The sequence below is a fragment of the Acinetobacter sp. Ac8 genome (assembly GCF_055392545.1).
In genome coordinates this window covers 3,855,262-3,875,595 of the sequence record NZ_AP043689.1, presented here as the reverse complement: position 1 = coordinate 3,875,595, position 20,334 = coordinate 3,855,262, and the positions used below count along the sequence as shown (strand labels likewise).

Here is a 20,334-nt window from a genome sequence, read left to right as displayed (position 1 = left end):
TCCTAAGCCACTAATTCATAAACACTTGACTTAACGAAAGTTTTAATTTCATTAATTTTTTCAAGTTGTTGGTTTAAAACATAAATTTGTAAACTGTCTTGATGCTTACTGGCATCTAATAGAACTGATTTACTAAAAACCAATTCATTGTTTTCTATCTTGTGAATCCAAACTGATTCAGATAAATCTAAAGTTTCAAAGCCATACGAAGTGCAGGTTATTTTTAATTGCTTGATGGCTTTCTTAATTTTTGCTTTTAAGCGCGAAACTTCAATTTCATAGAGTTTCATAACAATCTCTCCTGAACTTCTTGCTCGATAGCTTCTTTTAGAACATCCCAATTTTGTGGATTAATATAAAAATGATCGAGTAAGCCATCTTCGTTATATGCTTTGATGTCGCAAAGTTCTTCAATATCTGCATCTTTCCAAGTTTGAAAGCCATCCCCATCTTTGAAGTAACGAGCATTAAATTTCACTTCCAAACAAAACTCATCATTCTCAGTAAAGAAGTCTGCTTGACCTTGATCTAAACTGATTTCGTCAAGTCTGAAAGGTGGCTTGATGACTACTGGCAGTGTAAGTAGGGGCATATTCATTGTTTAACCCCCATTTTAGCGACTGCATTTTGATAGCCTGCGCAATTAACTACACCTGCAAGACACATTGCGATAACGATAAGGGCAGGGATAAGCAAGCCTGATTTCTTATTTTTGATTGTATTTTCAGGAGTTGGGTGCTGGTATAGCCGTCCTGTTTGACTTTTGGTTTGTATCTTTTGCATAATGTTCTCACTCTCTGAGTAAAAGCACATTTGATTTGACGGTCGGTGTGCTTTTTTGTTATCTGATGCATTTAGTTTACCAAGGGAAACTTTATTGTCAATAAAAAGTTTATTTAAAGAAACTTTATTTTTATTTTTGGAAACTATTAATTATTTTTGATAAAAGAAAACCCACACTGAGTGGGTTCTCTGATAAATCAATTCATGGAAGAAAACTTTCAATCCTCTGTAACACTTCAACAGATTTCTGAATTATATCTACAAGTCTTTTCTCTGCTTCTTTAAATTCTTTAATATTTATTGATTTGTTCTCGATGGGTGTATCAGAAAAAATTAAATCTTTATAATCTTCCACTAAATCAATAACTCTTTCTCTATTTTCTGCCATGCAAACCTTACAATTGTAAAACTTACCTGTTGGGAAAGTTTTTAAATCTAATAGCACCATATCCAAATGCATCGAAACTTTATGATAAGTACTATCATCTATTTCTTGAATGGAGAAGACATCAATACATATTTTATTGATTTCTTTAATATTATCAGAAATATTTTTTAGGGTTCTCAATTGGTTAGTTTCGTGATTTTTGTAAAAGAAACTAACTAAAGCAAATACAAAACCTAAAAAAGCAAAAAATAATTTTGGATCATTCAGGTCTTGCATCATCAATATACTCATAGATTCTTTTTATGATGATTTTCCTCTTCGATGTAACCTCTAAAATACTTAGTAGCTTTTCTCTTGAAATTTTTCTTTTACGAATCAATCCACCAAAACTCTCTTCTAAAAAAGAAGACCCAGCCATAGTGACAGTAGAAAAATCAACATGTAGTTTTTCACCTTCAGCAAGTTTATTTATTGAAGGTAGTAAATATTCCTCACGAAACCTTTGTCCAGAATGACTACCATCTTCGTAAAATCGACCTGCAGGTCTCGGATAAAAATCCTCACCAACATTTATTGAAATTGTCATTTGATTTACACCTAAATGGTTAAATAGGACTAGCAGGGTTAATAGGGATACTCCAGTAAACAATTGTACCGTCTACAGGGTCAGAATAGGATTTTTTACCTGAAGTTGATGACCAGGCTCCTTTTCTGCTTAATACATGAATAATTGTATCATCCCTTACTTCTTTAACCTGAATAATATTATCAAATCCTTTGCCTCTATGAGAGTGATTTGTAGAGCTTTTGCGCCAAGATGTAGCATATTCGATTCTTTCAGCATCAGATTTTTCAGACCATTTAAAGTTTATGGTTTCTTTAAATTTTTCACCTAGGCTTTTGGGAGCTGTTTTAGGGATTGTTTGACCTAAATCAGAAATAATAATATCGCACCTTTCATTAGTTATTCCTACAAATAATAGCCATTTTCTATATTTCTGTTCTTTTGCATAACCATGATGAACTACATTTGATACTGCTTCTGAAATTGCTGTACTCACAATAAATTCAGAATCTTCATCCATTAGAACTTCTTGAAGAGCATCCTGTATTTGCACAAATTCCTCCCCAAAATCTGCAGTTTCCCCACTCATTGAATACCATCTATCTACAAATTGATGTTTGTAATCGAAGTTAGGAAGTTGCATCCGAGTATGTACGCCTAATTTGCTTAGCATTCCTTTGACTATGGGAGAATTTGAGGCTCGTCCCTTTAATAATAAATTTGGATGTTTATCCAGTTGATGTAAAAAATGAATTGTACCATCTGGCATTAATGTATTAACTTTTTTAAAATCTACAAAGCAACACTGATTTGATTTACTTTTTGCCTTAATATTATTGATATTATCTAAAACATTAGTTCTAAACTTCCTATTAAAAAGTGATACCTTTTCAGGAAGAGCTAGATGATAAACGGTTCTATTTATACATACAGAAGCTCTTAATTTTTTTAAGTTCAAAAGCTGAATTCGCTTTCTTTCCTTTTCAGATATTTTTTTCATAACCCCTCGTTATTTGGAAAAATAATTTTTTATGTTTAATGTCAAATATATTCAAACTATTAAATTTATTTAACCTGCTCGCCAAAATTGACGCCCCATTACTTTAAAGTTCAACCCGTTGATTTCACTAACTTCACGATCACGATATTTAGGATTAAGGCTGTGAAGACTTAGTTTTCCACCTTCTTCTTTAAATATCTGCTTAATCATGCCTTCACCTTCAAAATAAACAGCATAAATTTCACCATCTATTATTTCAGTTTGAGAAATATCAATTCCTACTAGATCGCCGTCATGAATAAAGTCAGACATGCTGTCACCCTTAGCTTTAATAATTCTCATGCATCTAGGATCAACATATTTTTTTTGGAAAAATGATGGAGGGAAGGGAAACTTTCCATTAATAACATCAAAATGAAATTCTATTGATTCACCTGTACCACATGAAAAGTTTGCTTCCACTACATCTATCCAAATAAATCCATTTTCAATTTCATAGTCAACAACAGTAGGCTCATGGATATCGTTAACATCGAATGAAGATTCTTCTTTTCGTGTTAACCCATGTTTATCCATAAATTCTTGCATATTAAAGTTATTCTTCTTTGGCTCATTTTCGCCAGTTAATAACCAATTTTGAGAAGTCTTAAGCACGTTTGCTAAAGAAGACAAAAATTCAGCTTTAGGGATATTAGTCCCAGCCACCCATTTTGAGACTGCGCCTTTTGTTGCACCTGTAGCTTCAACTAAATCAACTTGTCGAATTTTTAGCTCAGTCATTCTTTGAATTATTCGATCACTGATAGTGCTCATAAAAACATCCTCTTTAATGTTTCCTATAGTAAACATACATATTGATTTAGAAATAAACTTATGGTTTACTAATGGAAACTAAAAAGTTTATAAAGGTAAACCATGACAGTTGATGATTTAAAAATGCATTTTAGAGTTGAAAACGATATTCAACTTACGAAAACGATTCTTGGGGTCACTAGAGGAACCATTAGCAAATGGCGTCATAAAGGAATTCCTGTAGATACACAAGCAAGAATCCAAGTTCTAACCAAAGGCAAGTTAAAAGCCAACTTACAAGCACTTTCTGCTTAGGAACCACCATGAGCAAAGTATTAAATGAATTGTCTGCAAGCGCTAGAAATAGCATTTCACGAGTTATGCGCGTTCTTGCAAGCACTAACAATGCGCAGATTGCTGAGTCAATTGGGCTTGATCCAACCACATTTTCAAGAATGAAAAATGATAAGAAAAGCAACGGCTTGAGTGACTTTGAAAACACTTGCGCAGCTTTGGATGCAATGGGATTAAAAATCGTTCCAAAGAAATACAAGTTAATTCATAAGGAAAAACTTGCAGCTTTATTGGCTATGGCCAAGGGATATATGGGACGACTTAATTCTGTGGATGATCTTTTTCAAGATGATATTGATGATTTTGGAATCGATATTGAACTTGGCTACAACGAAATAGAAAAAGCCTGATGGATGAGATCAGGCTTTTAATTCATCAATTATGGGACCAATGAATATGAAAACAAATTTAGCACAACGAACCAAAGATGACAATTCATCTAGTCTTTCAGAAAGACAAATAAACGTTTTGCAATGCGTCAAAGATGCAAAAGCCCAAGGCAAGCGACCTTATACAAAAGGTGTTGTGAGTCGAATGCTGGCGAAAGGACATGAAATCACTGAAAAGCAATGTGCTTATGACTTGGGTGTGATTATTAGGACAAAAGGGACAGGTGTTTTCTCAGTTCGATATGGCTCTGGTCGTACTCTTTGGATTTATGAAGAACCTAAAGTAATGGATGGTGAAAATGCATAAATATCTACATCACATTGGCGACTTCATGCGTGATACCTCACATCTATCACCAGTAGAAGAATGCTTCTACCGTCGTGCATTGGATTGGTATTACTTGAATGAAAAGCCATTCCCAAATGATATGAAGGAAGTTTTCCGTTTATTACGTGCAAAAGGGAAAATTCAAACCCAAGCAGTAGAAACAGTTTTTAAAGATTTTTTCTTTGCGGAAGAAAATTATTTAAAAAATTCTCGCTGCGAAAAAGAAATCACCACATACAAGGAAAAAAATATTTCCAATCGAGTTAATGGAAAATTAGGAGGCAGACCTAAGAAAAACAGTAACTTAGAAAACCATAGTGGTTTTGATTCGGTTAATGATGGGTTATCAGATGAAACCCACGAAAAAGGCAACCATAAACCTATAACCAATAACCATAAACCAATAACCAGTAACCAATATAAATATACGTTTGATCTTGAGTTCGTGAATGTGAATTTGATGAAAACTGGATCTAAACCAATAGATCAGGAATACATCAACGAATTACAGCCTCAGTTTGAATTGTATTACGCAGATCAGCACATGGCTGACAACAAAGCATTGGTTAAGTTTGTTCAATGGATTGTTCGAAATCAGCAGAAGGAGCAGACAGCTAAACCTGTTAATCAAAATCAAAACTCTTGGGCCGAATACAATCAAGGCTTTGCTCAACAACTCAATCAAACATTTGAGGAGCCAATTGATATAACCCCAAAAAAGTCGGTTCTGATTGAGGAGGTGGGACATGCTTAATGTGATCACCAAAGAGGATGAATTGCTTCAAACTTTACAAGCTTTGTTTGGTGGACAGTTCAAGAAGCGTTACGAAAACCTTGATGCTCAAGCAATGATTATGATCGTACGTGGTGCATTGATGAACCTGAGTGATGACCAGTTTAGACAGGGTATGGCTCGATTGTATTCAAGTCGTTTCTGTCCTGATATCGCAGAGTTTAGAGCTTGGTGTGTGTCAGGCTCATGGCAAACAGCTCAAGAGGCTTGGCAGCGTGCTTGTGATTATTCGAATCAATCAGAAGCGGACTTAATTAAATCAACTTTGAAAATTACGAAATTGGCAAAGCTTGCTTGGGATTCGGTTTATTGGATGGTTGTTCAAGGCGATATGAAATCAGCTTATCAGCAGTTCAAAACGCTGTATGAGGATTATGTTGCTAAAGCTCAAACATTGGGTAAACAACAGGAATGGTATGTACCACCAGTGATGATTGGCTCAAAAGAACCAGTAAAGTCTATTCCTAAGACTTACAAATCAAATCTAACGGATGAGCAGAAATCTATTGCTGATCTCACTACAAAAATTATGGGAACTGGCAAGTCTTGGAAGGATGCATTTCAAGAAGCTCAAATGGAAATTCGAGGTGTCGTGAAGCCAATGATGCAAGGGGAGATGGTATGAATGCAGTGAAACGAATTGTTTGCTGGTTCAGTTGTGGTGCTGCATCTGCTGTAGCAACCAAAATTATGCTTGAACAGGCGCCTAAGATTTTCCCTAATGTGCCAGTAGTAATTGCGAATAGTCCAATTATAGAAGAACACTTTGATAACGAACGTTTTTTTAAAGAGTGTGAACAATGGTTTGGTCAAGAGATTATTCAAGTCATCAATCCACGCTATCCATACGGGTTGAATTCTATTTTTGAAGTGTTCAAAAAAGGATATTTGAAGGGCGTAAATGGTGCGCCATGTACAACTCAACTTAAAAGAATTCCACGAGGGACATTCCAGAACGAGGGTGATTTACATGTATTTGGATATGACTTAACAGAACTAGATCGTGCTCAAGATTTTGAAGAAAGAAATCCAAGTCTTGATTCGTACTTCCCGCTTATTGAGTCTGATCTAACAAAAGCAGATTGTCTTGCAATGCTTCAAGATGCAGGCATACGCATACCGAAAATGTATGAACTTGGTTATTTGAACAATAACTGCATTGGCTGTGTGAAAGGTGGAGCGGGTTACTAGAACAAGATTCGCAAAGACTTCCCTGACACATTTGATCGCATGGCGAAAGTTGAACGTCAAATCGGGCATTCAATTTTAAAAAATGATGATGGTCCAATTTTTCTAGATGAATTAGATCCAAAGATGGGTCGCTACAAAGATGAGCCTGATATTGATTGTTCTTTTAGCTGTCAGATAGCCAAAGAGGATAACAATTGGAAAGTAGTTAAGTTTTTGGAGTTAGAAAGCGTAGGGGGGGGTGTGTGAGAAATAAATCACATGTTGAACACTTCGATACTTATGCACAAATCATAAGTTTTGCAGTCAACAATAAAAGACGAATTGGTACAAATGATTTAATCCAATTGGTTGGATTGAGTCCTAGATCATCTCAGCGCCACTTGAGCGAATTGGCTGAGGCAGGTTGGTTAATTAAGGACAACTGTTCCCCGAAAGGCTATGTACCGTCAGACAAGGCAAAAGAATTATTTAAGGTGGCACTATGACAACTATAAACAACTCTCAATTGATTGAGAAAGTAGGCGGGATTGAGAAAGCGAGGGAGATTGCTTTCGATCCTCTTCATCCGCAAATGACACACGTTTCGAATGATGGTCGCCATTGGGTTAATGAGACATTCGCACACATACCTGAAATTCAGTGTCAGATAGAAAGCATGATTCGTATTGACGACCTCCGCACCGCCATAGCAGAGCATGACAGCCGAGAGTTTAAGGTGGGGGATAAAATCGTGATGATCAAATCCTATGCTTACGATGATGTGCGTGAAATTAAAGAGCTTTGTGATTCAGGAAAGGTTTGCATTACTACGGACAGTAGAAAGCTTAGATTATCGCTTTCAAGTGGCTACATGGTTCATCGTCACGCCACACCATCCGAAATCAAAGCAGGTCACCGTTTGGAGGCAGAACGTCATGGATAAGTTTGAAGAGTGGTGGAAAACAAATGGGGCTAAGTATGACTATGTGTTGCCAGCCTCAAGGGATTCTTTTAAAGCAGGTCAACAATCCCGACAGGCTGAGGTTGAAGAGCTTAAATCTCAATTAGCAAAGATGGTGCATGATAAAAATTTATCTATTACTAAACAGGCTATTGAGATAGATGAGAAAGACAAGCGGATTGAAAGTCAATTGAACTGTATAGAAAACTTGGTTGTTCAGAAATCTGTTTATTTGGATAAGGTGACAAAAACTATAGCGCATCTTGATTCATTTGATCACTCAAAAGCATGCATAAACAAACTTCAAAGAAGTATTGAATGCGCATTGGAAGCTTTGCGAGGTGAGCATGCAAATTCCTAAAGGGTGGCAAACGCAATCTAAGCCAGTTGCTAGGTCAGTCCTCAAGCCAAGACAAAAACATGAACCATCATTAGGTGAACGGCTCTTATGCCGTCACCTTGATGCTTTAAAAAATCGAATATGTGCAAGAGTTTAAGTTTCATCCTGAGCGGAAGTGGAAAGCTGATTTTCGTATCGAGGGCTATCCGATCCTAGTCGAAGTTGAGGGAGGTGTGTTCTCAGGTGGTCGTCACACAAGAGGCAAAGGGTATTCAGCAGATTGTGAAAAATACAGTGCAGCGGCAATTCTTGGATGGGTAGTGATTCGAGGTACTACAGAACAGGTTAAGAAAGGGATTGTTGTTGGCTGGATTGAAGAAGCGATTAAGAAGGTGAAGGTATGAGTGTATTTGAAGTTTTAGCATTAATTCTCTGCTTCATTTTGGGAATTGGGTCACTTGTAGGGATCCTGTTCTTTGTACTGATGATTGCAGACAGAAATAAAGCAATTAAAGAGTTTGAGCAGCGCACAGGTCGAAAAATTAAGTAAGGGGCAATTATGAACGCAGTAGCAGAGAAGTTTGAACAATTCGAGTGGTTGACTCACGGCATCACTGCTAAGTCACCACAATTCAATGATGAGACAAAAGGCACAGGAGAGAAACCTTTGGACTATCAAGATCGCTTGGGTGCTATTGCGTCATTAGATACACCACTTGAAAAGGCAATCACTTCAATTGTAATTTTTGGAGAGAATGCAAAAGGGGATTATGATTTTCTGTTAAACCACTTAGCAGGGATTATGGTTAAAGAGGCAGCACAGGACGGCAAGAAAGATCCTGATAAGATGACCTTGAAGCACTTGGCTTCACTTATTGCTCGTATGGTCCTAGATTTTGCTATCAATCCAGCAATGGAAGATAACTTTACAGCTAAAGGGCGTTTGTACTATGCAGGGATTGGCGAGAATAAAATGAATTATGAAGCGTATAGAAAATCATGGAAGCAGTACGAAACTATGATGATCCTATCAATTGAAGGCGCAATCAAATGTGCATCTGAAGGTGTGGAAAAGTACAGAAAACAGACATATAAAGATGTGAAAAATTAAGCTTCCCAAAATAATGGGAATAGGATATATTAATTCATATTCTGGTCGTATTACGGTTTATCCGAGACCAAGACAGTTTTGATTTCCATGCCCACTGGTCCTATCAAGTGGGTATTTTTTTTGCTTAAAAACAAGTTGGGAGAGGGTAATTAGGTTAAATGTTGTTTCTCGTGTATAATATGTAAACAATTATTAAATAAGGTAGTAAAGTTATGTACTACTCTTTGAATGCAATGTTTTTTTTCGCTATATTTCTTATTCTTACATTATTAATGTATCTATTTGGTGGTCTAAATTCAGGTTTAGTATTTTATAGATAGCGTTTGTAACCTTACTTAAAGCTCACATTTCAGTGGGCTTTTTACATTTCAGACCAATCAAAGTGCTACACTCCCACCGATAAATAGGAAAACACATGAATATTTGCATCGGTGGCGAACAGAACGGTCAAGTTGTAGAGAAAAGCCCGAACGATTACTTTCAACAGTCAATCGTAATTGGTCAAAAGACATATAAGTTTTGGTTTTCAGATAAAGTAAGTTTTCATGATGCGTTTGTCGAGGCTGAGAAGCTGGCAAGGCAGGGATGATCAAATAAGGGATTATCCCTCATTTAGATAGATTGTATATGCTCATCGAAAGGTGGGCTTTTTTTGTTTTAAGTATATGATGAATTTTGTTACAATCGAATGATTCAAATAACTTGATTAAAAAATGAAAAAAAATTTATTACTAATTTGTATTATGGCTTCAAATAGTTGTATTGCTTATTCAAATACTAGTGTTCTTCAGTCATCTTGTGAGCGGTTCAGTTTTCAAGCTGGAAAAATTATGGAGAGAAGGCAGGCAGGTGTAACACTTGAAACTGAAAAACAATCTTTCAAGAAATTCCACGAAATATATCCGAATAATTCTGAAGACTCTAAATCAAAAATAGAAATATTATTCAATAAGATGGCAACTGAAGCACATAGAGAAAATATCAAAGAAACTGATTTTGAGAAGGGAATAATGATTAGCGGATTTGAGCAAAGAATTTTGAATAATTGCTTAAATGGTGATCTTATTGATGATTTATTATAAATTCTAAGAATTGAATAAAACAAATCTTCTGCCAATACTTTTAGGAATAATCAGATTTCTTTATGGTGAGAAAGTGACTGATGCCACATAAATTCAATAAATAGTAAATTTGAACTAAATTGTTCTACAAGGTAGTAAACACAAAATTGAATAAATGTTAAAAAATACTATAGGTTGATTGTTGTGTTCCTGATCCCCTCTGAACAAGAATGTCTTAATTAATCTTAAAACCCCTTCCAAGGGGTTTTTAAATGCCTAGAGGAAAGCTATGACAGACACAGTACAGGATAGAAAAGACTTAGAGCTTTGCAGTGCTGAGCTGTCTAAGTATCAAAACCTTAGCCGTTCAGGGTTGAGACACAGTGAATTAATCGCAATAGACAATGTGATGATTCGATTAAAAGAACAGATTAAGAATTTGAGAGTTGTGCTGAGTGATTGATAAGACGATAAAAATATTTTACTTTGTCGCGCTTGTTATCTTTTAAATGTGTAAAAAATGAAAAATCTTGCGTTAGTGTTTTTAATTTCAATGATGACCTTATCATTAACAGGCTGTTTACAAATGTTTCCTCCTACAGTAGCAGAAATTAAACCTGGGATTTATATGTTGCATGCACAAAGCAATGCCTTTGGATCTAGAGCAGCATTGAGAGATAAGTTAGTAAAGAAAGCAGAAGAAATATGTAAAGATAAAGGATTTGAAGAAATAAATAATAATCAAATAACCAATAATCACAACGCAGTTAATATGGGAATGGTAATACCTGTAAGTACCAAGGCTTCTGTCTTGACTGTAAAATGCAAAGAATAATTTGCTAAGACTATAAACCTCCTCTGGGAGGTTTTTTATTGGGTGATGAAAGTAATGCAGAAAAAATAAAAGCCCATAAATTGGGCTTCTAATAAAGATTTCACAGTTACCGTGATTCTTTTTAGGGTGGCGTCCTTCGTTCTTTCGATTGACTACAGACTGGTTACTGCTTCTGTCAATAGGAGTGTAAATACACTTTCCTAACGGCAGGAACCCTGTGCATTGAATCATCAAGCCATCGGGAAGTCCTTGCTCCTGCATTAATAATTATAAGTTTTGATTTGAAGTTAATCAATTGGGAGATTCATTTATGAAGGATATTGAGCTTGCGAAAGGGAGTGAGCCACTACAAGATGACCGCCGTGAACGGTTAGCACAAGAATACTTAAAGTGCTTGAACATTGCTAAAGCTGGTGAGTTAGCCGGATATGCGGATAAGAGTACCTCATGGAGAGCATTTGAACGTGATGAAGTTCAAGAACGAGTTGCATATTTAAGTGCTCAAAGATTGGAGCGTACCCAAGTAGATGCGGATTATGTTTTAAGGCGTTTGGTTGAGATAGATCAAATGGACGTTTTAGACATTATGGATGACTCTTACAACTTCAAACCAATTGGTGAGTGGCCTTTAATTTGGCGTCAATATGTTTCCAATATTGAAAATATTGAGCAATTTGAGGGCTTTGGAGAGGATCGTGAGCAATCAGGCTGGCTTAAAAAAATCAAATGGCCTGACAAGATTAAGAACCTTGAACTGATTGGTAAACATGTAAGTGTTGGGGCGTTCAAAGATAAAGTTGAGCTTACAGGCTTAGTTACAGTTAAAACTATTTCAGATGTTATGGATGAGATAGGAGATGAAGATCTTTAAGGAGGTAAAATGCTCTCAAATAAACGAAGAGAACTCCTTAAAAATCGGTTCTGGCGCTTAAATAATCTTTATTTTGTAGAAGATAAAAACGGAAAATGTGTCAGATTTAAAATGACACCTGAGCAATTAGAATACTTTGATGGTATGCATGACCGAAATGTCATTCTTAAAGCTCGTCAGCTTGGTTTCACTACAGAAGTTTGCATTATTCAGTTAGATCTAGCTCTATTTCATCACAAGCATTGCGCTTTGATCGCACATACTTTGCCAGATGCAGAGCGCCTATTTCGTAATAAGACCAAATATGCTTATGACCGCTTAACTGATGATGTCAAGCAGGCGAATAAAGTTATCAAAGAAACAACCAGTGAAATTGTATTCAAGAAAGGTGGCTCCGTTACTGTTTCAACTTCATTTCGTGGTGGAACGCTATACAGCTTGCATGTTTCAGAATTTGGGAAGATTTGTGCAAAGCATCCTGATAAAGCAAAAGAGATTGTTACTGGTGCATTTGAAGCTGTTCCACTTGGTGGTCGTATTACTCTTGAAAGTACTGCAGAAGGACGCAGTGGTTATTTCTATCAATATTGCCAAGACGCTGAAAAGTTAAAACTTCAAGGTAAAACTTTAAACCCATTAGAGTGGAAATTCTTTTTCTTCTCATGGTGGAAGAACTCTGAATATCAAATCCCAGCAACAGAGATATCGGAACGATTAAGGGAATACTTCTCAGATTTAAAAGTTAAGCACAATATTCACACTACACCTGAACAACAGTCATGGTATGCATCCAAAGAAAAGACTTTGGGTGATGATATTAAACGAGAATATCCGAGTATTCCTGAAGAAGCATTTCAGCAATCAGTTGAAGGCGCGTATTACAAGAAGCAATTCAAATTCTTATATGCAAATGGTCGAGTAGGCGAATTACCAAGTAATGATCATTTGCCAGTAATGACCTTTTGGGATTTAGGCGTTTCAGACTCAATGGCAATTTGGTTTATCAGGAAAATATCTGATGAATGTTATCAAATCATTGATTACTACGAAAACTCGGGTGAAGGCTTAAGACATTATTTTAAAGTGTTGAAAGATAAAGGCTACACATATTCAAAACACTACGCACCACACGACATCAAAAACCGTTCTTTAACAGGTGATGCTAAATCTCGTCTAGATATCGCTAAAGAAGGTTATGAAATCGATGGTGAAATCTATTCCGTACGATTTGAAGTAGTGGAAAGCATAGGTGTGATGGATGGTATAGAACAGACTCGTGAGATCCTTAAATACTGTGAGTTTGATGAAACCAAGTGTGAAGAAGGTATTTCTCATTTAGAAAACTATCGTAAAGAGTGGGATGACAAAAAAGGGTGTTGGAAAGATAAACCTCTGCATGATCATACCTCTCATGGTGCTGATGCATTCCGCATGTTTGGTGTAGCGATGAATAAACCAAAACCAGTAACAACTCTCGATATACCAATTTTTGGAAGAAGAAGATGACAGGTGTAACTTCAAAGCATCCTGAATATATTAAAAACATCGATACCTGGAATAAAGTTGATGATGTTTGTGATGGTCAGGATGCAATTAAGAAAAAGGGTAAAACATATTTACCAGTGCCTGTCACTTTTGGTGATGGGGATGAAGATCGTTATAAAGAGTATTTAGATCGAGCGGTTTTCTATGGTGCGACTGGTCGAACTTTAATTAGTCATATTGGCTCAGCATTTAATAAGTTACCTGATTTTAAAAGACCAGATGAGCTTGAGTATTTAGAGCGAAATGCAGATGGCGCAGGACGATCTATTTATCAAAGTTCACAACAAATGCTGCGATTGATTTTTAAGCATTATCGTTGTGGTATTTATGTCGATTTCCCTCAAGTTGAGCCTAGTCGAAATAGGGCTGAAGATAAGCAAAAGAATGCATTCCCAATGATTCACACATTGAAAGCCCAATCCATTATTAATTGGGATTTCATCATTGTGGGAAATCAGAAAAAACTATCTTTGGTCGTGATTGAAGAGAATATTTCAAAGCTTGATGATGATGGGTTTGGTCGTACAAGTGATACCCAGTACCGTGTTTTGAGATTACACAAAGGTCAGGATGATTTTGTTTATTCAGTACAGCTTTATGAGCGGAATGAAAAACAAATTTTTGAAGCTGGACCGCTTTATTACCCTACGGATTATCACGGTAAGCATTGGAACTATATTCCTTTTACATTTTGTGGTGCGATAGATAATACAGATGAAATTAATAATCCGCCGTTGCTTGAGTTGGCTGATTTAAATCTTGCTCATTATCGTAATTCTGCAGATGTTGAAGAATCAGGGTTCATTGTTGGGCAGCCTATTGTTTCTATGCCGAATATTACCCCTGATCAATATGAAATCATTAAAAAGGACAAGTTAGCGATTGGTGCTCGCAATGGATTTCCAACAAAAGTTGAAATTTCACAAGCGAGTGAAAATAACTTGGCCAAGCAATTAATGACAGATAAATGGGTACAAATGAAAGAAATGGGTGCTCGCTTAATTGAGGTGGGTTCTGCTAATAAAACTGCTACACAAGCAGATAATGAGGACTCTTTACAGCATTCAGTTGTTTCACTAGCCGTGTCTAATATCAGCGAAGCATTACAAATGGCGTTACGTTGGTGTGCCAAGTTTGCCTTGCCTGATCACGATATAAAGCCAGATGAGCTGACCTATGTTATTTCTCAAGATTTTAATAAGCAAAAATACAGTGTTGAACGTTCAAAACTGATTTTAGAGATGGTCCAAGGTGATCTTTTGCCCCCTGAAATTCTTTATCAATATGAGCAAACTGGAACATTCTCAGATGCAAAGTGGGAAGAAATTGAGAAGAAGATTGAAGAATATCGGATGAGTAAGCCACTAGTTGGTTATCAGCCATATCAAGGTGTAGATGATGAAAGATCAACTGATAGAGCAAGCAATACTTGATGCCTTAAATCAACATAATTCTTATCTTCAACGTCTTTCCTCTACCTCGGTCAATGAAATCTTAAAAAGTTTCGATGCTTTATCTATCCAAGCGTTAAATAAGCTTCGCGACTTGCTCGATGATTTAAATGAAGCTGAGAAGACTAGTTTAGCTAGTGCTAAATACTCTACTTCGTCATTGAAAGAATTTCAGGGAGTCATGGCAGGTTGGCAGCAGTCAATTTCTACTGTTCTTCCTGAAATTCTTGATATTTCGATGATTGCTTTGGCTTCGTATGAATCGGCATATATTTATAAGTTGGCTGGTAAAAAAGTACCCAAGATTAATGGAGCTAATTTACTCAAAAAATCAAAGAAAACTCCTTATGCAGGTGGTCAATTATTAGATTATATTTTCCCAACTGTTGCTGAGAGTATTCGAAAGAAAGCTGAATATGTTATTCGTGATGGTGTGAATTTAGGTCAGACAAATAAACAAATTATTCAAAGAATAAAAGGTACTAAAAAGCTAAATTATGCAGATGGATTGCTTAATCAATCACGAAATGCAATTGATGCTGAAGTGCGTACAGCCCGAGCACATTTAAGCAATGATGTTTATTTGCAGACGTGGTTGGCTTTAGGATTTGAATATACAAGAGATGTCGCAACTTTAGATGGTCGAACAAGTTTTGGATGTGCTGTAAAAGATGGTCGTGTCCAATTGGTTGGTGTTGGCCATCAAAAACCTCCTTATCACCGCCGTTGTAGAACTGTTCAGGTCGGATGTGAGAAAGATGGAACGTTGGAGGGTTTGCGGCCTTTTGTTGCAGATAAACGCTCAGTTAAAAATATTCCCAAGGATCAGCGAGATGGAATGATTGGACAAGTTGATGCGAATACGACCTATAAAGATTGGTTTAATCGACAAGATGAGTCTTTTCAAAAAGAATGGTTAGGTCCTGTTAAATACAAACTCTATAAAGAGGGTGGATTTCCAATTGATAAGTTTGTTGATCCACTGTCTGGTCAAAAATTCACTTTTGATGAATTGCGCAAGTTGGATGAAAAAGGCTTTGAGTCAGTGTTCAAATTTTCAAAAACTGGCAAGAGTTTTAAACAGCCTCAACATGAACCAAGTTTTTATGATTTACCTAACAAAACACAAAAGCCTGACGTTTCAACACCTGCGAGAAAGAAAGCTGTTGCTTTTGAGGAAGAATTTAGAGAAAGCAGAAAGGAGTATGGGATATTTATTAGCAATGATGGTGAAAAATCTTATCCATTATCTGGAGACATTAATAAAGTTAACGTCCCTAGTGAGCTATGGGGTAAGGTAGTCGGAACAACATTCACACACAATCACCCAGGTGGCTCTAATTTCTCTGTTGATGATATTATTACTGCTGCTGAATTAAACTTAGCTGAAGTTAGAGCTGTTACTCAGCATATGCGCTTTATCATGTCTAAAGGTGAATCTAATAAATTATGGCCAAGTGAGAGTGAAATTAGACAAGCATTAAAAGAGTTAAATCCGAAAGCACTAGATTTAACTAGAAATATGATTAATAGTGATAGGATTAATTCAAGATATGCACAATCTGAGTTAGAACATCAATTGTGGATGTTGACTGCACAAAAACTTGGGCTTAAATATAAAAGAGAGAAAAGCTAATGGAAGAAGATCTAGAGCTTGAAAGACTCCGGTTTGAAAAGATAATGCTCGAAAAATTTGGGATTACACCTGATCAAATTATTCATACTAAAGATGTAGAGGCTTCAGGAGAGAAATATCTAACTTTTGATGGTCCGAATGCTGTTAAATATTGGAATGATCTGAAAGAACTTTGTGAAAAAGAGTTTGGTCCTCAAGAAACCAACTAGCATATTTATTTTAATACAAGCACCCAAAAGGGTGCTTTTTTATTGCCTGCCAAAAGTGGAAACGATTGGTGAAACGAGCGGAAGCTTAATTAAAAATGGTGGAAACCTATGAAACTCAAAACGATTCAAATCGAAAATAAGACCTACGCAGAAGTGAATGAAGAAGGTAAACCTTTATACCTCCATGAAGATGGAACAGAGATTGCCTTTGATGCACCACATGCGATTGCAAAAATTAATGAACTCGGATCAGAAGCAAAAAATCATCGAATTGCCAAAGAACAAGCGGAAGCGAGTTTAAAAACATTTGAAGGTTTAGATGCAGAAAAAGCCCGCAATGCTTTAAATACCATCAAAAACTTTGATGATAAAAAGTTGATTGATGCAGGTGAAGCAGAACGGGTACGAACTGAAGCAATTGATTCAGTAAAACAAACTTATGAAACACAACTTGGTCAAATCACAACTGAACGTGATGCATTTCAGCAGCAATTACATAATGAATTGATCGGTGGTGGATTTGCTCGTTCTAAGTTTATTCAAGAAAAAGTTGCTGTTCCTATTGATATGGTTCAAGCCATGTTTGGCCAAAGCTTTAAGGTCGAAGATGGCAAACCTGTCGCATATGACGGCAAAGGTCAAAAAATTTATTCCCGCACAAATCATGGTGATGAAGCTGCTTTTGATGAAGCTTTAGAAATCTTAATTGGTGGATACCAACACAAAGATTCCATTTTAAAAGGTTCACAAGCAGGTGGTGGTGGTTTTTCAGGTCAAGGCGGACAAGGGGGTGGCAAAGCGATGTCACGTCAAAGCTTTGAACAATTAGCGCCACCAGAAAAACAGTCATTTATGAAAGATGGCGGACAAATTACAGAAAATTAATTTTGGAGATTAGCGAATGTCTAATAATTTAAATGGCTTATTGCCAACGCTTTATGCAGCACTTGATATTGTTTCTCGTGAGATTACTGGATTTATTCCAGCAGTAACACGTGATACAGGTATTGAGCGTGCTGCAGTTGGTGATGATGTAAAAATTCCAGTAACAACTGTTGCAGAAGCACAAGATACTAAACCAGGTGTGCATGCACCAGATGCAGGTGATGGCACTGTAGATAATATCGTGGCTAAAATTACCAAGTCACGAAATGTACCTATTCGCTGGAATGGTGAAGAAACTCGTTCACTACAGAATGCGGGAACTTTTGCAGCAATTCAAACCGATCGTTTTGCTCAAGCTATGCGTACGTTGGTGAATGAAATCGAACGAGATTGTTGGCTAGAAGCTTATAAAAATGCATCAATTGCTTATGGTACGGCAGGACAAACGCCGTTCAGTACTGCAGCTGATATGACTGATTTTGCTGGCACATTAGGTATCTTAGAAAACAATGGTGCTCCTCGTAATGACCTGCAATTAGTTTTAGGTCATGCAGCAATTGGTAATTTGCGCGGTAAGCAAGCAGGATTATTTAAAGTCAATGAAGCTGGTCGTGATGACATGCTACGAAATGGTATGACTGATCGTATTATGAACTTTGCGATTCGTCACTCTCATGCAGTAGGTGTACATGCTAAAGGGACTGGTGCTGGATATCTTGTAAATGGAGTTTCATTAGCTGGTGATAAGTCGATTGAGGTAAACACAGGAACTGGAACAATTCTCGGTGGGGATATTGTGACTTTTGCTGGTGATGGGACTCAATATGTATCTGGTGGTTTAGCCGGTTCTAATTTAATCCTTAATCATGGGTTAGCTTTAGTCCCAGCTGATAAAGCTGCTGTTAGTGTTGGAAACAATTATGTACCAAACCTAGCATTTTCACGATCAGCAATTGCATTAGCAACACGTACTCCAGCCTTACCAGAGGGTGGGGATAGTGCTGATGATCGTACGCAAATTGTAGACCCTGTCACTGGATTGGCATTTGAAATTGCGGTTTATCGCCAATACAAACAAGTTGTCTATGAAGTCAGTTTGGCGTGGGGTGTCAAAGCTATTGCACCGCGACATATCGGACTACTTTTAGGTTAACCAAAAGGGCGAGAAATCGCCCTTATTTTTTTGGAAAATAAAAATGACATTATTAAATACAGTCCAAATCAAAGATGGTGATGGATATCGTGTAATCAATGAATCTGATTTTATTCATGGACAACATGATCTTTATGGTGATTCTAAGTTATCGAATTTGTCCAACCAAGCTTCAGGTGTTGGCTCAAGTTTAGAATACAAGAAACGACTAGAAGAAGCTGAGATCAAATTAAAGGATTGTCTAGAACAGCTTCAAAACTCTCAAGGTGAATTTACTGCATTCCAAAATAACATCGATGCAATGAAAGCACGTATTGCTGAATTGGAAGCTAATTCTAATAAAACGGACAAAGAAGAACCGAAAACTACAAAAGCTAAATAGGTGAGTTATGAGCTTTATCACTGTTGATGACGCAAATCGTAAATTGGGTAATGACTTTGCACCAGATGGTGATAAAGCTCGTCTTGTTTTACTGGCAAATACTTGGATGAAAAATGAAATTGGTTTTGTTCCAGAACCATTTGATCCACTTTTAATCGATGCTGCTTGTGAAATTGTTAAAGGTATCAAAGCTGGTGTGATTTACGCTGGTACTTCTCGTCAAACAACAAGTGAACGAGTAAAGGCCGATACAGTTGAAGTTGAGGAATCATTTGTAGAGGGTAGTCGTGATATTTCAGAATTTGAGCAGATTGCCAAAGCATTTATAAATTCGCTGGATCTAAAGCCCAAGGGATTCACATTCAAGGTGTATCGCGGATGAGAGATAAGATTCAATCTAAAGTGGCTAAAGCCTTTAATACTAAGCTTGCAGATGCCATCACCACTTTCACATGTTCTAAAGAAATCCAATCTGGTGATTTCGACTTTGAAACGCAGACTTATCCTACTGTGACCGTTGAGCAATACTCTGGACGTGGCGTATTTGGCTCATATAAACGAGATTTGGTAAAGCCTATCGATTATCAAGTTGAGGATGTAAAAGCTACTGTGCTTCAAAATGAAGTAACTGGTGTGCCTCAGATTGATGATGTTTGGATAACCTCCAAAGGTAGCTTCAAAGTTTTAAATGTTGCTGAGGATCCAAGTAAATCAGTTTACACAATTCAATTAAGGAGCGTTTAATGTGGACTTAATTAAGAACCTGGCTTATAACATTAAAGAATAATAAATTAAGTTGAATAGTTTATGAGCTATATAATAAAGTTGATTTCAGAAAATTGTTACATCATTCCAGATGATGATGGTGATATGACTACAACTGAATCTAGAGAAGAAGCAATAAAACTAGGTGCTTTTGATGATTTTGATTCAGCAGATGAAACTGCGAATTTTTTTAGTGGCGGGATGACTCGTGGCGTTGATTACAACATTGAAGCTATATCTAAAGATCCTTATCATGTTGTACAAGTAGAAGTACCTGTGAATATAGCTCCAAAACTAAAAGATATAGATCGTTTTATTAAAAATGGTAAGGCTTTAATTTATTTGACAAATAAAACCACATCTAATGATGCGCTTAATGGTTTTAAACGCTATGGTGTATCAACTGGATCTAATGCAATACTATTAACAAACGACATGTTTGAGAAAAATAAAGAATCCATTTCAGAATACTTAAATGAGAGATTTGGAGAAAGCTGGCAAATGCAACTAATACCAGTTGTTTCATGAGATAAACCCACTTCGGTGGGTTTTTTAATAGGTGAAGCT

33 protein-coding genes and 2 pseudogenes are annotated in these 20,334 nt (G+C 36.5%); 28 read left to right on the top strand and 7 right to left on the bottom strand.

Annotated features, from left to right (window positions below; genetic code table 11):
• Positions 1-2 precede the first annotated feature (2 nt).
• The 7 genes from ACZ5QH_RS18325 to ACZ5QH_RS18295 form a co-directional block, all read right to left on the bottom strand.
• The gene (locus ACZ5QH_RS18325; RefSeq protein ID WP_303577971.1) at positions 3-290 is read right to left on the bottom strand and encodes a hypothetical protein; all 288 of its coding nucleotides are present in this window, start codon (positions 288-290) and stop codon (positions 3-5) included.
• A complete protein-coding gene (locus ACZ5QH_RS18320) occupies positions 287-598 on the bottom strand; it encodes a hypothetical protein (protein WP_303577970.1) in 312 nt (103 codons plus the stop codon). The genes ACZ5QH_RS18325 and ACZ5QH_RS18320 overlap by 4 nt, the downstream gene beginning before the upstream one ends.
• On the bottom strand, positions 595-783 hold the full coding sequence (locus ACZ5QH_RS18315; RefSeq protein ID WP_303577969.1) for a hypothetical protein: 189 nt from the start codon (positions 781-783) through the stop codon (positions 595-597). Before ACZ5QH_RS18315 ends, ACZ5QH_RS18320 begins: the two co-directional genes overlap by 4 nt.
• Before the next feature lie 202 nt (positions 784-985).
• Positions 986-1,450, bottom strand: a complete 465-nt coding sequence (locus tag ACZ5QH_RS18310; RefSeq protein WP_303577968.1) for a hypothetical protein — start codon at positions 1,448-1,450, stop codon at positions 986-988.
• Positions 1,431-1,757: an STAS-like domain-containing protein gene (locus ACZ5QH_RS18305; RefSeq protein WP_303577967.1), complete on the bottom strand. Its 327-nt coding sequence runs from the start codon at positions 1,755-1,757 to the stop codon at positions 1,431-1,433. Before ACZ5QH_RS18305 ends, ACZ5QH_RS18310 begins: the two co-directional genes overlap by 20 nt.
• 19 nt (positions 1,758-1,776) lie before the next feature.
• Entirely contained in the window at positions 1,777-2,736 is a 960-nt protein-coding gene (locus ACZ5QH_RS18300; protein ID WP_303577966.1) for an ATP-binding protein, read from the bottom strand.
• A 69-nt stretch (positions 2,737-2,805) separates the two neighbouring features.
• Complete coding sequence (locus ACZ5QH_RS18295; protein WP_303577965.1) at positions 2,806-3,549, bottom strand: S24 family peptidase; 744 nt, start codon at positions 3,547-3,549, stop codon at positions 2,806-2,808.
• 102 nt (positions 3,550-3,651) lie between these two features.
• Between ACZ5QH_RS18295 and ACZ5QH_RS18290 the strand changes: the two genes are divergently transcribed.
• From ACZ5QH_RS18290 to ACZ5QH_RS18155, 28 genes and pseudogenes are all read left to right on the top strand, one after another.
• Positions 3,652-3,843 (top strand): Cro/CI family transcriptional regulator, encoded by a 192-nt coding sequence (locus ACZ5QH_RS18290; RefSeq protein WP_303577964.1) that lies wholly within the window; start codon positions 3,652-3,654, stop codon positions 3,841-3,843.
• A gap of 8 nt (positions 3,844-3,851) precedes the next feature.
• On the top strand, positions 3,852-4,232 hold the full coding sequence (locus tag ACZ5QH_RS18285) for a transcriptional regulator (protein ID WP_303577963.1): 381 nt from the start codon (positions 3,852-3,854) through the stop codon (positions 4,230-4,232).
• Positions 4,233-4,278: 46 nt separating this feature from the next.
• Positions 4,279-4,578 carry a hypothetical protein gene (locus ACZ5QH_RS18280; protein WP_303577962.1) on the top strand — a complete coding sequence of 100 codons (300 nt, stop codon included), beginning with the start codon at positions 4,279-4,281 and terminating at the stop codon, positions 4,576-4,578.
• A complete protein-coding gene (locus ACZ5QH_RS18275; RefSeq protein ID WP_303577961.1) occupies positions 4,571-5,353 on the top strand; it encodes a YdaU family protein in 783 nt (260 codons plus the stop codon). The genes ACZ5QH_RS18280 and ACZ5QH_RS18275 overlap by 8 nt, the downstream gene beginning before the upstream one ends.
• Entirely contained in the window at positions 5,346-6,017 is a 672-nt protein-coding gene (locus tag ACZ5QH_RS18270; RefSeq protein WP_464016759.1) for a hypothetical protein, read from the top strand. Before ACZ5QH_RS18275 ends, ACZ5QH_RS18270 begins: the two co-directional genes overlap by 8 nt.
• Positions 6,018-6,022: 5 nt before the next feature.
• Positions 6,023-6,583, top strand: coding sequence for a hypothetical protein (locus ACZ5QH_RS18265; RefSeq protein WP_464016758.1), 561 nt, complete (start codon positions 6,023-6,025; stop codon positions 6,581-6,583).
• A 39-nt stretch (positions 6,584-6,622) separates the two neighbouring features.
• Positions 6,623-6,829, top strand: a complete 207-nt coding sequence (locus ACZ5QH_RS18260; protein ID WP_303577958.1) for a hypothetical protein — start codon at positions 6,623-6,625, stop codon at positions 6,827-6,829.
• On the top strand, positions 6,826-7,068 hold the full coding sequence (locus tag ACZ5QH_RS18255) for a helix-turn-helix domain-containing protein (protein ID WP_303577957.1): 243 nt from the start codon (positions 6,826-6,828) through the stop codon (positions 7,066-7,068). The genes ACZ5QH_RS18260 and ACZ5QH_RS18255 overlap by 4 nt, the downstream gene beginning before the upstream one ends.
• Positions 7,065-7,505 (top strand): hypothetical protein, encoded by a 441-nt coding sequence (locus tag ACZ5QH_RS18250; protein WP_303577956.1) that lies wholly within the window; start codon positions 7,065-7,067, stop codon positions 7,503-7,505. The genes ACZ5QH_RS18255 and ACZ5QH_RS18250 overlap by 4 nt, the downstream gene beginning before the upstream one ends.
• Positions 7,498-7,884: a hypothetical protein gene (locus ACZ5QH_RS18245; protein WP_303577955.1), complete on the top strand. Its 387-nt coding sequence runs from the start codon at positions 7,498-7,500 to the stop codon at positions 7,882-7,884. Before ACZ5QH_RS18250 ends, ACZ5QH_RS18245 begins: the two co-directional genes overlap by 8 nt.
• Positions 7,871-8,267, top strand: a pseudogene (locus ACZ5QH_RS18240) (hypothetical protein). Before ACZ5QH_RS18245 ends, ACZ5QH_RS18240 begins: the two are co-directional and overlap by 14 nt.
• Complete coding sequence (locus ACZ5QH_RS18235; RefSeq protein WP_303577954.1) at positions 8,264-8,413, top strand: hypothetical protein; 150 nt, start codon at positions 8,264-8,266, stop codon at positions 8,411-8,413. The pseudogene ACZ5QH_RS18240 and the gene ACZ5QH_RS18235 overlap by 4 nt, the downstream one beginning before the upstream one ends.
• A gap of 9 nt (positions 8,414-8,422) precedes the next feature.
• On the top strand, positions 8,423-8,974 hold the full coding sequence (locus tag ACZ5QH_RS18230; RefSeq protein WP_275059614.1) for a hypothetical protein: 552 nt from the start codon (positions 8,423-8,425) through the stop codon (positions 8,972-8,974).
• A gap of 415 nt (positions 8,975-9,389) precedes the next feature.
• A complete protein-coding gene (locus ACZ5QH_RS18225; RefSeq protein WP_303577953.1) occupies positions 9,390-9,563 on the top strand; it encodes a hypothetical protein in 174 nt (57 codons plus the stop codon).
• 124 nt (positions 9,564-9,687) lie between these two features.
• Entirely contained in the window at positions 9,688-10,056 is a 369-nt protein-coding gene (locus tag ACZ5QH_RS18220; RefSeq protein WP_303577952.1) for a hypothetical protein, read from the top strand.
• Between the two features lie 268 nt (positions 10,057-10,324).
• Positions 10,325-10,498 (top strand): hypothetical protein, encoded by a 174-nt coding sequence (locus tag ACZ5QH_RS18215; protein ID WP_303577951.1) that lies wholly within the window; start codon positions 10,325-10,327, stop codon positions 10,496-10,498.
• 123 nt (positions 10,499-10,621) lie between these two features.
• Positions 10,622-10,870, top strand: a complete 249-nt coding sequence (locus ACZ5QH_RS18210) for a hypothetical protein (RefSeq protein ID WP_410549116.1) — start codon at positions 10,622-10,624, stop codon at positions 10,868-10,870.
• A 310-nt stretch (positions 10,871-11,180) separates the two neighbouring features.
• On the top strand, positions 11,181-11,741 hold the full coding sequence (locus ACZ5QH_RS18205; protein ID WP_303577950.1) for a terminase small subunit: 561 nt from the start codon (positions 11,181-11,183) through the stop codon (positions 11,739-11,741).
• Between the two features lie 9 nt (positions 11,742-11,750).
• Positions 11,751-13,247, top strand: a complete 1,497-nt coding sequence (locus ACZ5QH_RS18200) for a terminase (protein WP_464016757.1) — start codon at positions 11,751-11,753, stop codon at positions 13,245-13,247.
• A complete protein-coding gene (locus ACZ5QH_RS18195; RefSeq protein WP_303578026.1) occupies positions 13,244-14,719 on the top strand; it encodes a DUF4055 domain-containing protein in 1,476 nt (491 codons plus the stop codon). The genes ACZ5QH_RS18200 and ACZ5QH_RS18195 overlap by 4 nt, the downstream gene beginning before the upstream one ends.
• Positions 14,685-15,785: pseudogene (locus tag ACZ5QH_RS18190) on the top strand (phage head morphogenesis protein); the annotation flags it as partial. The gene ACZ5QH_RS18195 and the pseudogene ACZ5QH_RS18190, both read left to right, overlap by 35 nt.
• Positions 15,786-16,372: 587 nt before the next feature.
• Positions 16,373-16,582 carry a hypothetical protein gene (locus ACZ5QH_RS18185; RefSeq protein WP_303578025.1) on the top strand — a complete coding sequence of 70 codons (210 nt, stop codon included), beginning with the start codon at positions 16,373-16,375 and terminating at the stop codon, positions 16,580-16,582.
• 108 nt (positions 16,583-16,690) lie between these two features.
• Positions 16,691-17,467, top strand: a complete 777-nt coding sequence (locus ACZ5QH_RS18180) for a DUF6651 domain-containing protein (protein WP_303578024.1) — start codon at positions 16,691-16,693, stop codon at positions 17,465-17,467.
• Positions 17,468-17,483: 16 nt separating this feature from the next.
• Entirely contained in the window at positions 17,484-18,620 is a 1,137-nt protein-coding gene (locus ACZ5QH_RS18175; RefSeq protein WP_303578023.1) for a P22 phage major capsid protein family protein, read from the top strand.
• Positions 18,621-18,663: 43 nt separating this feature from the next.
• Positions 18,664-19,002, top strand: a complete 339-nt coding sequence (locus ACZ5QH_RS18170) for a hypothetical protein (protein WP_303578021.1) — start codon at positions 18,664-18,666, stop codon at positions 19,000-19,002.
• 7 nt (positions 19,003-19,009) lie between these two features.
• Positions 19,010-19,384: a hypothetical protein gene (locus tag ACZ5QH_RS18165; RefSeq protein ID WP_303578020.1), complete on the top strand. Its 375-nt coding sequence runs from the start codon at positions 19,010-19,012 to the stop codon at positions 19,382-19,384.
• On the top strand, positions 19,381-19,746 hold the full coding sequence (locus tag ACZ5QH_RS18160; RefSeq protein WP_303578019.1) for a glutamate 5-kinase: 366 nt from the start codon (positions 19,381-19,383) through the stop codon (positions 19,744-19,746). Before ACZ5QH_RS18165 ends, ACZ5QH_RS18160 begins: the two co-directional genes overlap by 4 nt.
• A 63-nt stretch (positions 19,747-19,809) precedes the next feature.
• Positions 19,810-20,295: a hypothetical protein gene (locus tag ACZ5QH_RS18155; RefSeq protein ID WP_303578018.1), complete on the top strand. Its 486-nt coding sequence runs from the start codon at positions 19,810-19,812 to the stop codon at positions 20,293-20,295.
• The last annotated feature ends 39 nt before the right edge of the window (positions 20,296-20,334 follow it).